Annotated in this window: 15 protein-coding genes; 6 read left to right on the top strand and 9 right to left on the bottom strand. The window is 62.1% G+C overall.

What is annotated here, in order from left to right:
- Positions 1 to 14 precede the first annotated feature (14 nt).
- The 4 genes from M1E05_RS00265 to M1E05_RS00250 form a co-directional block, all read right to left on the bottom strand.
- Positions 15 to 785, bottom strand: a complete 771-nt coding sequence (locus M1E05_RS00265; protein ID WP_461164078.1) for an IclR family transcriptional regulator — start codon at positions 783 to 785, stop codon at positions 15 to 17.
- Between the two features lie 42 nt (positions 786 to 827).
- On the bottom strand, positions 828 to 1,598 hold the full coding sequence (locus M1E05_RS00260) for a cyclase family protein (RefSeq protein ID WP_461164077.1): 771 nt from the start codon (positions 1,596 to 1,598) through the stop codon (positions 828 to 830).
- A complete protein-coding gene (locus tag M1E05_RS00255) occupies positions 1,595 to 2,032 on the bottom strand; it encodes a hypothetical protein (protein ID WP_458112749.1) in 438 nt (145 codons plus the stop codon). The genes M1E05_RS00260 and M1E05_RS00255 overlap by 4 nt, the downstream gene beginning before the upstream one ends.
- A 191-nt stretch (positions 2,033 to 2,223) precedes the next feature.
- The gene (locus tag M1E05_RS00250) at positions 2,224 to 3,675 is read right to left on the bottom strand and encodes an amidase (protein WP_458112750.1); all 1,452 of its coding nucleotides are present in this window, start codon (positions 3,673 to 3,675) and stop codon (positions 2,224 to 2,226) included.
- A 151-nt stretch (positions 3,676 to 3,826) separates the two neighbouring features.
- On the opposite strand from M1E05_RS00250, the gene M1E05_RS00245 reads away from it, so the two are divergent.
- The 3 genes from M1E05_RS00245 to M1E05_RS00235 all read left to right on the top strand — a co-directional run bounded on the left by M1E05_RS00245 (position 3,827) and on the right by M1E05_RS00235 (position 5,488).
- Complete coding sequence (locus M1E05_RS00245) at positions 3,827 to 4,153, top strand: rhodanese-like domain-containing protein (RefSeq protein ID WP_458112751.1); 327 nt, start codon at positions 3,827 to 3,829, stop codon at positions 4,151 to 4,153.
- 40 nt (positions 4,154 to 4,193) lie between these two features.
- Complete coding sequence (gene pheA, locus M1E05_RS00240) at positions 4,194 to 5,177, top strand: prephenate dehydratase (protein ID WP_461164076.1); 984 nt, start codon at positions 4,194 to 4,196, stop codon at positions 5,175 to 5,177.
- Positions 5,178 to 5,269: 92 nt separating this feature from the next.
- Positions 5,270 to 5,488 carry a hypothetical protein gene (locus M1E05_RS00235; RefSeq protein ID WP_458112753.1) on the top strand — a complete coding sequence of 73 codons (219 nt, stop codon included), beginning with the start codon at positions 5,270 to 5,272 and terminating at the stop codon, positions 5,486 to 5,488.
- Between the two features lie 66 nt (positions 5,489 to 5,554).
- On the opposite strand, the gene M1E05_RS00230 is transcribed toward M1E05_RS00235, so the two are convergent.
- Positions 5,555 to 6,643, bottom strand: a complete 1,089-nt coding sequence (locus M1E05_RS00230; RefSeq protein WP_461164075.1) for a diacylglycerol/lipid kinase family protein — start codon at positions 6,641 to 6,643, stop codon at positions 5,555 to 5,557.
- A gap of 79 nt (positions 6,644 to 6,722) precedes the next feature.
- Between M1E05_RS00230 and serS the strand changes: the two genes are divergently transcribed.
- On the top strand, positions 6,723 to 8,003 hold the full coding sequence (serS, locus tag M1E05_RS00225; protein WP_461164074.1) for a serine--tRNA ligase: 1,281 nt from the start codon (positions 6,723 to 6,725) through the stop codon (positions 8,001 to 8,003).
- An 8-nt stretch (positions 8,004 to 8,011) separates the two neighbouring features.
- Here the strand turns inward: serS and M1E05_RS00220 are convergent, their stop codons facing one another.
- The 3 genes from M1E05_RS00220 to M1E05_RS00210 are packed head-to-tail and all read right to left on the bottom strand — an operon-like array spanning position 8,012 to position 10,990.
- Complete coding sequence (locus M1E05_RS00220) at positions 8,012 to 9,130, bottom strand: Gfo/Idh/MocA family protein (RefSeq protein WP_461164073.1); 1,119 nt, start codon at positions 9,128 to 9,130, stop codon at positions 8,012 to 8,014.
- Positions 9,115 to 9,810 (bottom strand): ThuA domain-containing protein, encoded by a 696-nt coding sequence (locus M1E05_RS00215; protein WP_461164072.1) that lies wholly within the window; start codon positions 9,808 to 9,810, stop codon positions 9,115 to 9,117. Before M1E05_RS00215 ends, M1E05_RS00220 begins: the two co-directional genes overlap by 16 nt.
- Before the next feature lies 1 nt (position 9,811).
- On the bottom strand, positions 9,812 to 10,990 hold the full coding sequence (locus M1E05_RS00210; RefSeq protein WP_461164071.1) for a Gfo/Idh/MocA family protein: 1,179 nt from the start codon (positions 10,988 to 10,990) through the stop codon (positions 9,812 to 9,814).
- 238 nt (positions 10,991 to 11,228) lie between these two features.
- Here M1E05_RS00210 and M1E05_RS00205 point away from each other — a divergent pair, with 238 nt between their 5' ends.
- Entirely contained in the window at positions 11,229 to 12,272 is a 1,044-nt protein-coding gene (locus tag M1E05_RS00205) for a LacI family DNA-binding transcriptional regulator (RefSeq protein WP_461164070.1), read from the top strand.
- Positions 12,273 to 12,286: 14 nt separating this feature from the next.
- Here M1E05_RS00205 and M1E05_RS00200 read toward each other — a convergent pair whose 3' ends face one another.
- Positions 12,287 to 12,673, bottom strand: a complete 387-nt coding sequence (locus M1E05_RS00200) for a nuclear transport factor 2 family protein (RefSeq protein ID WP_461164069.1) — start codon at positions 12,671 to 12,673, stop codon at positions 12,287 to 12,289.
- 88 nt (positions 12,674 to 12,761) lie between these two features.
- Between M1E05_RS00200 and M1E05_RS00195 the strand changes: the two genes are divergently transcribed.
- The gene (locus M1E05_RS00195; RefSeq protein WP_461164068.1) at positions 12,762 to 13,370 is read left to right on the top strand and encodes a TetR/AcrR family transcriptional regulator; all 609 of its coding nucleotides are present in this window, start codon (positions 12,762 to 12,764) and stop codon (positions 13,368 to 13,370) included.
- Positions 13,371 to 13,493: the final 123 nt, after the last annotated feature.

Here is a 13,493-nt window from a genome sequence, read left to right as displayed (position 1 = left end):
ACGTGACTGCAGGGTCAAACAGCAGAGGAGCGCCCCGTCAAGGCCGCTTCCAGTGCCCGCCCCCATTTGACGACGGCGGCACCACACTCGGCGCTTTTGGGTTCCAGCCTGCTTTTGGGCCCGACCACCTGCAGCGCAGCCAGCACCTCGCCGCGGAAGTCATGAATGGGGACGGCCAGGGAATACAGGCCGGGTTCGGCTTCCTCATCCACCACTGAATATCCGCGGTCCCGGGCAGCGTGAAGCCGCTCGAGGAAGTCGTCCACGCCGGCGGGGGTCTTGGGCCCATGCTTCACGAACTCCGTGCGGCTGAAGACCGTCCGGACCTCGTCGTCAGTAGCCTCCCACAGCAGGGCCTGCCCGGCGTCGCTGCAGTAAGCGGGGTAGGGCCGGCCGATCCACGAGCCGATCATCTTGCTGTCGGCCGGGACGCGCTCGCCGATCGTAACGGTCGAATCGCCGCTCAAAACGCCCAGGAAGCAGCCTTCTCCGGTGTCTTCGACCAAACCTTCCAACGCCGTCAGCCCGTCGGTCCGCAGCCGCTGCTCAGTCAGGGACCGCGCATCGGCGTACAGTCCCCAGTGCAAGGCATAGGCGCGGCGCTCGCCCCGGATCAGGAAGTCTTCCTGCAGCGCAGCCTTGAGCCCACGTGACACCTGGCTGCGGTCTTTGCCGAGATCTGCGGCGACGTCGGCAACAGTGGCGCCCGCACTTCCGGCGGCATGCCGGGCACTCACCGCGAACACCACGTTCATCCCACGGCCCATGCTTGAGTTTTTCGGCATGGGCCGAGTCTAGCCAACGTTGGTGACTGTTAATTGCAGAGATCAGTGGATGGCAAAGACCCTGGCCGGGAAGCCGCTGCCACCTTGGGGTTTGGGCCAAGTGGCTACGATCGCCGCCCCTGCTTCGGGCAGGGACTCCAAACTGGCGAGAAGCTCAATTTGCCAGCGGCCTTGCGCCAGGATGTAGGTTTCGAGACTGAAATCCGAGCGCGACGTTGCCTGGCCGGGGTCGGTGTCTGTTTGTTCGTGGCCGATTGCGCGGATGTTCCGCTCTTCAACCAGGAACCTCAATACCTCGGAGGACCACCCGGGCGTATGGCTGACGCCGTCGGCATCACGGTTGGCCATAGCGTCTCCATCAGGCCAGCGGCTGCTCCAACCACTGCGCAGAGCCACAAACGAATCCTCCGGGATCCGTCCATGCCGCTCTTCCCAGGCTTCGACGTCGGCGAGGGAAGGAGTGGCGTCCGGGTCCGCGTCCACCCGATCACTGATGTCCAGGACCACGAGGGGCAGGATCATTTCCCGCACAGGGATGTGGTCCAAGGTGCGTCCCGACCGGATAAAGTGCGACGGCGGATCGACGTGGGTGCCCCACTGCCCAACGATGGTGTACTGGTGCGCAGTAAACCCGTCCCCGGCCTCAAGATCAAAAAGATTGGTGCGGACTTCGTCGGGAAATGCCGGGAAATGGGGTTGCCCAGGGTGGAAGGCGTGGGTCAGATCGGTGAAAGTCCGGCCGGCCAAAACAGTGCTAAGGCCTTCCCATGTTCCTGTAGTGCGGTCATCGGTGATCGCTGCGCTGATTGTCATGCTGCAACCCTTCCTGTCACGAATGTGGAGATGTTGAGTGCTTCCGAGACTTCAAGAACCGGGACTTCCCATGGGTGGATAGCCACGACTCTTTCGACAATCCGCCCGACGGCGTCGTCGGAAAGGTCCGCGTCGATGTACGTGGTCAGCAGGAAGGTGGGGGAGACGCTGCGTTCGCCGACCGTGCCCATCGTTGGATTCGCACCTTCGCCTACCGTGAATCCCTCGAAACCAAGGCCCGACTCAAAGACGTGGTGGTACATGCCGAAGTCTCCAAGTTCAGGCATTTCCCGAAGAACGGCTAGAAACGCGGCCATCCGGGGGTCCTCCTCGAACACCTGCGTTTCGCCGGCAGCGAGCCGCGCGAGGATCTCCCGCTCGATTGGCCAATGGATGCGCAGTTTCCGCACTCGCTTCATGCCCGAAATTCCCATGTGATTCCTTTTTCCTGTGGCCAGGCCTTGCCTGGGAACGCTCCTGTGCGTTCACTTGTGCCTTCATGGTGACACACCTCACTGATCATAACAAGCACGTACATATGTTCATTATGCACACATGATGGAAACGCAGGCGCTCCAAAAGCAAGGAAGAGCCAGATGTGCCACGAGCAAAAAGGAAAAGGGGCTTAGAAGCCCAGTTGCGCGGCGACCTGGAGGAGAAGCGCTTCCGAACCCATCGGCCCGATGAGCTGGATTCCCATAGGAAGGGAAGTTCCTGACGTTTCATCAGTCCAGTGGACGGGCAAAGTGATGGCAGGGAGTCCGCAGGCATTGACCATCGATGACCACGGCGCGTACTCGCACTGCCGGCGGTAGTCTCCGTCGGCGTCGCCCGCCCACTCGGTTGGCCAGGGCCCGTCTCCATGCGTTCCAGTGAACCAACCCACGGGCCTTGGCGTCTGCGCCAAAGCCGGAGTCATGATGAGATCCCACGCCGCGTACTGAGCGATGGTGTCACGCTGGAACTGGCGCAGAAAACCCACCGCTTCGGCGAGCTTGGTGGCGCTCCGCTGCTGGGCCCGCCGCCTGAACGTCCGGGTGAGCGGGGTCAGGAGCGGCTCGCGCCGTGGGCTGATACGCGCGGCACCCACTCCGGCAGTCCAGGCAGTGGTGAACGCATCCGGGTAACGGTTGTCATAGCGGATGGCTGCCTCCGACGTCGAATGTCCTGCCGCCTCCAGCAGCCTCACCCCCTCAGCTAGAGCCTCGAGGGCCTCCGGGTCTGGAGTGAAAGGGAAAATGCCCTGCCACGGGCTGTCCAGGCTGATGCCAATACGGAGCTTTCCGGGTTCTCGTTTCAGTGTTTCAAGATAGCCCCCCGCGGGACCCCTCTGTTCCGCGGCGTCGGGCTTCAGGGGGTCGAGCGTCAACGCGTCCAGCATGAGCGCCGCGTCCTCGGCCCGCCTTGCAAGGGGGCCCGTGACTACCAGGCCCGCCGGGTCGCCGGTGCTTTCCCCCGCTGGCACCAGCCCGCGCCCAGGCTTAAGTCCGACAAGGCCGCATGCTGCAGCAGGAATTCGAACGGACCCGCCGCCGTCGGTCCCGGGAGCGAACGGGACGAGCCCTGCTGCTACCGCCGCGGCGCTGCCACCGGAGGAGCCACCGGAACTCCTGCTCATCGCATAAGGATTGCGCGACGGCGGCGCGACCCTGTTTTCGCTGTAGGCCGTCAGCCCGAACTCGGGAACCTGCGTCTTTCCGAGGGAAATGACTCCCTGCGCCCTGAGTGCTGCTGCCAGTACTCCGTCAGCAGGAGCCGGCCGGTGATCCAGCGCAGCGCTTCCGTGAGTGGTCACAACACCGGCCACGTCCGTCAGGTCCTTGAACGCTACCGGCACGCCATGGAGGAGTGGAAGGGCATCTGCACCGGAATCATTGGCCGTCCGCGCGTAGAGTTCATCAGCGGCCGCAGCGTCGCGCATTGCCTGGTCGGCCGTCACCGTGATGAAAGCACCCAGCCCCTTGTTCCGTGCCTCGATCCGGCGAAGGTAATGTTCCGTTGCTTCCCTGGCGGACAGCTTGCCCTCCGCGAGGGCGTCCCGCAATTGCACAGCGGAGAGTTCATGGAGGTCAGCCACGACAGGCCGTCCTTGTGATGGTGGCTCTTACCGGCACGCGATTCTCCTTTGCGTTGTCCACAGAAAGCGTAACGTGGCACCTGCTGGGGGATGGCTCCGGCTGCTGGCGATACGCTGGAGTCAGACCTAGAAAATCCAGGAGAGGACTCCCATGAGCGATTTCGAAACCGTAAAAGTGAATGACATTCCTACCGGTGCCCGCCTTCTTGACGTGCGGGAGGACTATGAGTGGTCAGCCGGGCACGCTGAATCTGCGCTGCACATCCCGCTGGAACAGCTTCCCGCGCGCCTCGATGACCTGGATCCGGACGAGGACCTCTACGTTATTTGCCGTACCGGCGGACGCTCCTTCCGCGCTGCCCAGTGGTTGGTGGGCCAGGGATATTCCGCTTTCAACGTGGCGGGAGGCATGGACCAGTGGCTTGAATCCGGTTTGCCTTTGGTCTCCGAGAGTGGCCTCAAGCCCGTCATCCTGTAGTCCCTCTTCCGCCTCCACCCGTTCAACTGAAGGATTGCCGATGTCCGCAGTTCCCGTTACCTACACCTTCCTGGGCCCCGAGGGTACCTTCACCGAAGCGGCCCTGCTGCAGGTTCCGGGGGCTGCCGATGCGATGCGCATCCCGTCGTCGAACGTCAACTCGGCCCTGGACAAGGTGCGGGACGGATCCGCCGACGCCGCAATGGTGCCAATCGAAAACTCTGTGGAGGGCGGTGTGACGGCCACGCTCGATGCCATAGCCACAGGGGAGGAGCTGCGGATCATCCGTGAGGCCCTTGTTCCCATCAGCTTTGTGCTTGTGGCAAGGCCCGGGGTGAAAATTTCGGACATCCGCAGCATTTCCACGCATGGACATGCCTGGGCGCAGTGCAGGCTGTGGGCCGAGGCCAATATTCCAGGTGCTGAATATATTCCCGGCTCCTCCACTGCTGCAGCGGCGCTCGGCCTGCTAACCGACGACGGCGTCCATTACGACGCCGCCATTTGCGCCCCCATTGTGGCTGAGGAGCAACCAAGCCTGCAGGTACTGGCAGAAAACATCGGGGACAATCCTGGAGCTGTAACCCGCTTCGTACTCGTCAGCCGGCCTGGTTTACTGCCGGAGCGCACGGGCGCAGACAAGACGACTGTGGTGGTGCCGCTGCCGGAGGACCGTCCTGGAGCCTTGATGGAGATTCTGGACCAGTTCGCTACGCGGGGAGTGAACCTGAGCAGGATCGAGTCACGCCCCACCGGACAGTATCTGGGGCACTACTTCTTCAGTATCGATGCTGACGGCCACGCAGCGGACGCCCGGATGGCGGATGCCCTAGCAGGTTTGCACAGGATCAGTCCGGCCACACGTTTCCTCGGCTCATACGGCAGGGCGGATGCCCAAAGCCCAGTGGTGGAGCCACACACTTCAGACGAAGCATTCCAAGCGGCGCATGCATGGGTACAAGGAATTCTCTCAGGCGCATCCGTAAGCCAAGATCCTGCCCCTGAGGCTTCGCGCACAGCGTAGACAAATGCCGCTTGGAGCACTTTCGCGCCTGCCTAAGTGTGCGTATGCTTGCCAGATCAATGGGGGATTGCCTCTACCGGAGGGAGCGGGACATGTCAGCAGCCAGTACCGAGAATGACGGCCAAGGGATGATCGTCAATCCCAAGCCGCGTGCCGAAAACCAGGACTGGGACGGCGATGAGGCAGACCGTGCCGATCGGCTCCGCTTCGAAGAGGAGCAGGCAATGATCCGCGAGCAGACCGAAGCCCGCGCCGCAGCGAAGGCAGCTGCGGAAAAGTTGGCCGCTGAAGCAAAGGGATCCGGCTCCTGAGAGCAGCCTTGACCTTATAGGCGAAACGAGTCCCGGACGGTGACCTGAGTGCAGGGGCGCCGCGCGCTAGAGCGTGGAACCGTCTGGCATCCAATGCGCCGCGGAGGTGCCCTTGACCCGGACCAGCAGTGACCGGGGGTCAACCCTGACAGTTACCGAGGTGGCCTCCCCTGACGGATCCCCGTCCAGCTGGGTAGGCATGGGCTCAGCGCAGCGGATCACTGCCTTGCCTGAGCGGTAGTAGGTCATCACAGGTAGATGCCGCTTGTGCTTGAAGACGATCTTCGCATACATGGCCACCCAGCCGATGGCGCTCCGCGGACTCATGACCACAACGTCGAGCATGCCGTCGTCGATCATGGCCTGCGGGACAAAATCGATCCCGCCAGGGATGAGTCCGCAGTTCGCAAAGAGCAGGCTTCGGATTTTCCGGGTTTGCTCCGGCTGGTCATCCAGGGCGATGGACACCTTCTTACGTCTGCCCGGCATGTGGCGAACGCCGGCCTCCGTGTAAGCCAACCAGCCGACGGCCCTCTTCAGCCCGTCATTGGTATCGCCAAGGATCTCCGCGTCCAGGCCGATCCCTGCGATCACCAGGAAGGTGTGTTTGGACGAATGCCCGGTCCGTGAATTGACGATGCCCATTTGGGCCGTGTCAATGAAGCGTTGATGGCCGAACAAGGCTGTGTCGATACTCCCGGCTAGGTCATAGACGTCCAGGTCCAGGTTGCGGGCCAGGAGATTTCCGGTTCCCAGCGGTACCAGGCCCATGGGGATCTTGCTGCCGGCCAGCGTCTCAGCCACAACGCGCACGGTTCCGTCGCCGCCGCCCACCAGAACGACGTCGGCCGAGTCTGCAAGCGCCGCTCGCGCCTGTGAAAAGCCGGGATCCTCAATGGTGGTTTCAAAGAAACGGGGTTCATCCCACCCGGCGGCGAGACAGGCTCGTGTGATGGATGCGCGCGCTTCCTCGGACTTGGCCTTGATCGGGTTTAACACGACCGCCACTTTTTGCTTTTCCAGGCCAGGGTGGTGGGCCTCTTCGCGCACGGCGCTGCGGACATGCCGTTCCTTTAGCTTACGCACACCCCACCAACTGGAGAAGGCGAACGCCAGCGCGCCGAGGGCGATGAGATAGATCAGCAGGTCGCTCATTGTGCTCCAACAGTATCCCGGCCCGGAGGTTCGCCAGGGCCCGCGTCGGTGTGCGCGGTGGATTAGATACTCTTGTCTGGTGATCGACGTAAAAGACCTCAGCGACAATCCGGACAAGTTCCGTGCCAGCCAGCGCGCCCGCGGCGCCGACGAATCCGTAGTGGATGCGATCATTTCGGCTGATTCGGCTCGCAGGGCAGCCCTGATTCGCTTTGAGAACCTGCGCGCCGAGCAGAATGTCTTTGGCAAGAAGGTGGCCCAGGCCAAGGGTGAGGAAAAGCAGGCCCTGCTGGCTGAGGTCAGGGAACTCGCCAACTCCGTGAAGGCTGCCTCCGCCGACGCTGACGCCGCCCAGGCCAAGCAGGAGGAGCTGCTGCGCAGCATCCCTAACCTGATCGAGGACGGTGTTCCCGAAGGCGGCGAGGATGACTACGTCGTAGTCAAGACTGTCGGCACTCCGCGTGAATTCCCGGACTTCGAGCCCCGAGACCACCTGGAAATCGGCGAGCTGATTGGCGCCATCGACATGGAACGCGGCGCCAAAGTCTCCGGATCCAGGTTCTATTTCCTTCGTGGAGTGGGCGCCCGGCTGGAAATGGCCCTCCTGCAGATGGCCATGGAACAGGCCATCGACGCCGGCTTTGTTCCCATGATTACCCCTACCCTGGTGCGCCCCGAAACCATGCAGGGGACCGGCTTTGATGTTAAGCACGACGCCGAGATCTACCGCCTCGCCGAAGACGACCTTTACCTTGTGGGAACTTCCGAGGTCGCCTTGGCGGGGTACCACGCCGACGAAATCCTGGACCTCTCCAATGGTCCCGTGCGGTACGCGGGCCAGAGCTCCTGTTACCGCCGCGAGGCGGGATCGCACGGTAAGGACACCCGCGGAATCATCCGGGTGCACCAGTTCAACAAGGTGGAAATGTTCATCTACACCACGGTGGAGGAAGCCGCTGCCGAGCATGAGCGGCTCCTGGCGTGGGAAGAGGAAATGCTGGGGAAGTGCGAGCTGCCGTACCGGGTCATTGACACTGCTGCCGGCGATCTCGGCATGTCCGCCGCCCGGAAGTTCGACTGCGAAGCCTGGGTTCCCACGCAGGGCGCCTACCGGGAGCTCACCTCAACGTCCAACTGCACCACGTTCCAGTCCCGCCGGCTAAACATCCGTGAGCGCACGGTCAATGAAGAAGGCGTCTCCAAGGGAACGCGCGCCGTCGCAACCCTCAACGGAACACTGGCCACCACCCGCTGGATCGTAGCCATCCTGGAGCACCACCAGAACGCAGACGGTTCCGTCAACGTCCCGGTGGCCCTGCAGAAGTATCTCGGCGGCCTCGAAGCCCTGCCGGTGCTGTAGTCGGTTACCTACGAACTGACCGGCTGGGCTCTGGAGTCCTCCGGCGACTCCGTCAGTTGCACGGGTTCCGGTCGCGATGCCCTGCTCCGGATCGGGACAGTGACGCCGGTGCGGGCTGAGTCGAGCACCGACTCCATCACTTCGAGTACGTGATAGGCCAGCCTGCCACCGGCGCGCGGTTCTTCTCCCGGCGGCGTTAGCGCGAGGTCTGCGATGCCGAATCCTCTGCCCGAATCGATATATCCGGCCGATACCGGCAGAGTCTGCCAGGACTCGCCGCCCAGCGTGAAAAGTTCAACATCTCCGTCAAAGAGATTCGGGTCCGGGATGGCCAGGGAACCACGCTCGCCATGGACTTCGATGTTTGACGCCTTCGTCCTGACGGCGTCGAAGCTCATAACGAGCGTGGACAACGCCCCGCCTTCGTGGGTTAGGACGCCGGTTACATGGGAGTCGATGCTGACAGGAATCACCTCTCCCTGCCGTGAGCCGGAACCGATAGTGCGTTCGGCACGGGTGTGGCTGGCCGTGCCCGTCACCGAGACCACCGGCCCCAGCAGGGTGACCAGGGCACTGACGTAGTAAGGGCCCATATCGAGCAGGGGTCCACCACCGGGTTGGTAATAGAAGTCGGGGTTGGGGTGCCAGCGCTCGTGACCCGGGGTGACCATCGTGGCAGTCGCCGAAATGGGCGTTCCGATCAGTCCGTCGTCGATCGCTTTACGGGCTGTCTGGATTCCGGTCCCGAGAACGGTATCCGGGGCGCAGCCGACGGCGACGCCCGCTGCTTCCGCTGCTCTCAGTACCTGACTGGCTTCGGCAGTGGTAGCTGCCAGCGGCTTTTCCCCGTAAACGCTCTTGCCTGCGGCAATCGCCTTGAGGGCGACGCCGGCGTGGGCGGCAGGGATGGTCAGGTTCAGGACCAGGTCAACGTCATCAGCCGCGATCAATCCGTCAACCGTCAAAGCCCGGACGCCGTCGTTAGCATCGGCTACAGCCTGAGCACGTACGGGATCCAAATCCGCTACGGCCACGAGTTTGATGGCTTCCAGGCGTTGGAAGGTGGCGAGGTACTGGGCGATGATAGCCCCGCAGCCGATAATTCCGACGTTTATCGGCTTGCCCACAGAAGGCCCCTTTCGATGATGGTACGCACGTTTCTGTTCCGGAGAACTTCCAGATTGTGGCCGGGAGTGGCGACGAAGATCCGCCCCTTGCCCCATTGACGCGTCCAGATAGCCGGCGATATAACTTCGCGGTTCCAGGGATCCCATGCGCGGACCTTCTGCGTCGTAGTAGCCAGCACGTCAATGTAACCGTCCGCCAGAACCCAATACTGTTCGGTGACGAGGTCGAAATCGCCGATGCCCCGTGTGATGGGGTGGTCCACGCCGGGGAGCATGTTGATGGTGTACGGAACATAGTTGTCGTTCTGTTCCCCGATGCGTTCGTCTGGGTGTTTGCCCGGGTGACAGGCGAATTGCCCTCCAATGAGGTGGAGGTAATCCGAGGTGTTCCGGTAGGAGTCGGCGATCCCTCCGTGCCAGCCGGCCAAGCCGGTGCCGTTTTCGACAGCGGTGCGGAGCCCTTCGAATTCCTCTCTTTCAATGGTGGACATGGTCATGCATTGCATGATGAGGTCAACACCGGCGAGGTAGCCGGCATCGGCATAGATCTTAGGGGATTCCTCCACCCGTACGTCGTAGCCGTTCTCTTTCAAGTGTGGAATGAAGAGTTCTGTCGCCTCGACCGGTTGGTGTCCCTCCCACCCGCCGCGGACCACCAGCGCTGTTTTCGCTTCTGTCATCTCAGACTTCCTGCCAGCGGCTGGAGGCGGCAGCGCTTGATTCCACGGCGGAAAGTACGCGCTGCACCTGCAGGGCGTCGGCGAAGGACGGTTCCGGTTGACGTTCCCCGGCAATGGCACTCACCAGGTCCACCACCTGATGGGTGAAGCCGTGTTCGTAGCCGAGACCGTGACCGGTGGGCCACCAGTTCCCCACATAAGGGTGCTCCGGCTCTGTGACCAGGATCCTCCTGAAACCGGCGTCCGGCGAGTCATGATCGTCATAGACGGAGAGGACGTTCATGTCCTCGAAGTCGAAGGCGAGGGATCCCTTTGTGCCATTGAGTTCCAGCCGCATCGCATTTTTCCGGCCCAGGGCGTAGCGGGTGGCTTCGAAGACACCAATGGGGCCGTTCGCGAACCGGGCGGAGAATATAGCGGCGTCATCAACCGTTACCGCGCCCCGTGGAGCTTCTCCCGTAACGTCGCCGTGGCCGCCAAGGCCGACCCGGTCACCGGCAAGTGGGCGTTCAGTGACGAAGGTTTCCAGCAGCGCCGACACGCCCGTGATGTTCTGACCTGTGACCCATTGTGCGGCGTCGATGATGTGGGCGCCGATATCGCCCAGCGATCCGGACCCTGACTTCGCTTTGTCCAGCCGCCACGTCATAGGGGCGTTTGCATCGCTGAGCCAGTCCTGCAGGTATTGTGCGCGGACCTGGCGGATGGTTCCGAGGCGGCCCTCATCCACCATCCGTTTGGCCAGCGACAAAGCCGGAGTACGTCGGTAAGTGAAGCCGCACATGGAGTAGATGCCGCGGCCGAAGGCGGCTTCTGCTGCCTGGGCCATACGTTCTGCTTCGGCCACTGAATTTGCCAGCGGCTTTTCGCAGAGCACGTGCTTTCCGGCTTCAAGTGCGGCGACCGCGATCTCGGCATGTGTGTCGCCAGGAGTGCAGATATCAATCAGGTCAATGTCGTCACGCTCGATCAGGCGCCGCCAATCGGTTTCAACCGAGGTCCAGCCAAGCCTCGCTGCTGCTGCCGTGACGCCTGTCCGGTCGCGCCCGGCCACGGCCGTAAGCTCCGGCGCAAGCGGCAGGTCGAAGAACCGGGGTGCGGTCCGCCATGCGTGGGAATGGGCGGCGCCCATGAAGGCATAGCCCACCATGCCCACCCGTAATGGCTGTGCGGAAGTCATCGAATACCTTTCGTGAAAGCTCGGTCAATGTTTGTCTTGCTTTGGCTGAATTGATCCTGAACTCCGCGCCCAAAGCTCCGAAAAGTTTCGCTAGGATAACGGGAGAGTGAGATAAAAGTAATCGTGAGCACAGGGCTAGGTCAAGCCTTTCGACAACACTTACAGGCAGTTGATTGACGTTCAGCCGTCCCACTGCAAGACTTACTCGTCGAAATATTTCGAAAGTCTAGGAGTGGCTATGCCTTCCATTGAGCCCAAGCCAAAACTGACGCTGGCGGCAGTTGCTCGCGAGGCAGGGGTTTCTGCGCCCACCGTTTCCAAGGTGATCAACGGACGCAACGACGTAGCGGAGGAAACCCGCTCCAAAGTCATGGCGGTGCTGGCGCGGACCGGGTACAAATCGCCGCTTCAGCAGCGCAGGAGCCTCACCGGCAGGCAGGCCGTCGAGGTGGTCCTTGACTCACTGAACACCGCCTACGCAATCGAGGTCCTCAATGGAATCCTGGAAGCAGCGGGGGAGTCGAACATTGAGGTCCTGCTCAATGTCACGAGTAAGCAGGGCGCCCCGCGGCTGTCTGCGGAACAGCGCGCCGCCCGGATAATCGACGAAGGCCGCTGCGGAATGATTGTGGTGACATCCGCCTTCAACGAGGCCCAGTTGGATGCCTTCCGCCGCAGGGGAGTACCCACCGCAGTCATTGACCCGTTCAATCCGCCTCCCGGCGATGTGGTGAGCGTTGGGGCCACCAACTGGGCAGGCGGCAAAGAGGCAACCTCCCACCTGCTTGAACTTGGACACCGCAGGATTGCTTACTTGGGCGGGCCTGACGGCGTCGAATGCAATCAGGCGCGGCTCCATGGATATCTAGCCGCTATGGGGGCAAGCGGGGTAACGGTGGATGGGCGCTCTATCATCCCCGGATCTTTCCGGTCCGAACACGGAGTTGAGGGGCTGAAATCCCTGCTTCAACTGGAACAACGACCCACCGCCATCTTTGCCGCAAATGACAGCATTGCCCTGGGTGTGCTTGCCGAGGCGCGTCGGCAGGGAATTCGGGTGCCGGACGACATAAGTCTGGTCGGATTTGACGGCACCTCCCGGGCGGAGGAGTCCGTGCCTGCCCTCACTTCAGTGGCTCAGCCGCTGCAGGAGATGGGACGCGCCGCTCTGCGGTCCATCCTCAGCCAAATGCACGCAGAAGCGCTGAGTTCCCGCAGGGTGGAGCTGGCTACGCACCTCGTAATCCGTGAATCTACGGCCCCGCCGCCAGCCGATGCCTAAGAACATCCCAAGGCTTACTGAATCGCCGTTGCCTGTGACCACACAGCCTGCCATTCACCGTTGTTCAGCTCGTAGGTATCGGTGTGCCAGTATCCGGTCCGGGCAACGCGATGACCGCCGAAGATGACTTCGAGATCTGCCTGGTATCGGACCGTCGCAAAGGAGCCGGAGTGCCGGACGTTAATGGGCCCCGGCTCCCAGGAGACGTAGGAGATCTGGCCCGTTGCGATGGCTCCCAGGTACTGCTCTTTGTTGAGGAGCGCCCCGATCGGTGTAACGAGTTGGAAGTCGCTTGAGTGCAGCGGATCAGCAGTCTGAATATCGCCGCCGACCAGCGCTTTGAGCCGGGATCGTTCGACGCCGCGGATTCGTTCCGCTTCGAGGTTGGCTTCTGTGCTCATTCGGCTATCCGATCGTGTGTGGCGGGGTGTCTTCCCGGTCGTGTTTGGACAGATTGACACTTTGTATCCAACCTGTCAATCTTCTCTGGTGAGCTCTTCTGAATCGAAGTCCGATGGAATTCTGGACGCGTCGCTGGCTGTGTTCTGCCGTTACGGATTCCGGAAGACATCCATGCGCGACATCGCCGAGGCAGCCGGAATCTCCCGTGCCGCGGTCTATCTGCATTTCAAGAACAAGGAAGAAGTATTCCGGGCCGGCTCCATTCGCGCCCACGGGCAAGTAATGCACGCCGTCGAGCGTGAGTTGTCACGGAATCTGGAAGTTTTCGAACGGATTGAAGCTGCGCTTTCCACCTACTTCGCAGGCCTGCTGGAAGACATCAGCGCCAGCGCGCATGGGTCCGAGCTCTTTGATGCAAACGTGGAACTGGTTGGCGACGTCGCACACGAGGCGCGGCAACGGCTCGTCCGGCTCATCGCCACTGCCCTCAGCGAGGCTGACCATTCCGGCGAGATAAAGCTCGCGAAGATTGGCGCTTCGAGCGAACAGCTGGCAACCCTGATTTTCGCCACGATTGATGGCCTCAAAAATGCCGGCGCACCTGCACTGCCGGTACGGTCAGGGCTGGCTCTGCAGCTGCAAATGATGGGGGCATCGCTCGGAACTACTCAATCATCTGCAGGGAGGCCCCGCTGACCCCCGCTCGGAGAAAAGTTCGAGGGCAGCAGCAACCACTCATTGGGCCACTCGTTAGCGAACACAAGATGAATCTGTGGTCTGCGTCCTAGCGAGGACCGGGGGCGTCTGCTCTACTAGATA

This window comes from Arthrobacter sp. R4-81 (assembly GCF_054792365.1).
The sequence above is the reverse complement of the archived record's forward strand: the minus strand, read 5'-3'. Positions and strand labels throughout refer to the sequence as shown.

Coding starts and splice junctions, on each gene's coding strand:
- M1E05_RS00265 (WP_461164078.1), bottom strand. CDS start 785: ATGCCGAAAAACTCAAGCATGGGCCGTGGGATGAACGTGGTGTTCGCG.
- M1E05_RS00260 (WP_461164077.1), bottom strand. CDS start 1,598: ATGACAATCAGCGCAGCGATCACCGATGACCGCACTACAGGAACATGG.
- M1E05_RS00255 (WP_458112749.1), bottom strand. CDS start 2,032: ATGGGAATTTCGGGCATGAAGCGAGTGCGGAAACTGCGCATCCATTGG.
- M1E05_RS00245 (WP_458112751.1), top strand. CDS start 3,827: ATGAGCGATTTCGAAACCGTAAAAGTGAATGACATTCCTACCGGTGCC.
- pheA (WP_461164076.1), top strand. CDS start 4,194: ATGTCCGCAGTTCCCGTTACCTACACCTTCCTGGGCCCCGAGGGTACC.
- M1E05_RS00235 (WP_458112753.1), top strand. CDS start 5,270: ATGTCAGCAGCCAGTACCGAGAATGACGGCCAAGGGATGATCGTCAAT.
- M1E05_RS00230 (WP_461164075.1), bottom strand. CDS start 6,643: ATGAGCGACCTGCTGATCTATCTCATCGCCCTCGGCGCGCTGGCGTTC.
- M1E05_RS00215 (WP_461164072.1), bottom strand. CDS start 9,810: ATGACAGAAGCGAAAACAGCGCTGGTGGTCCGCGGCGGGTGGGAGGGA.
- M1E05_RS00210 (WP_461164071.1), bottom strand. CDS start 10,990: ATGACTTCCGCACAGCCATTACGGGTGGGCATGGTGGGCTATGCCTTC.
- M1E05_RS00205 (WP_461164070.1), top strand. CDS start 11,229: ATGCCTTCCATTGAGCCCAAGCCAAAACTGACGCTGGCGGCAGTTGCT.
- M1E05_RS00200 (WP_461164069.1), bottom strand. CDS start 12,673: ATGAGCACAGAAGCCAACCTCGAAGCGGAACGAATCCGCGGCGTCGAA.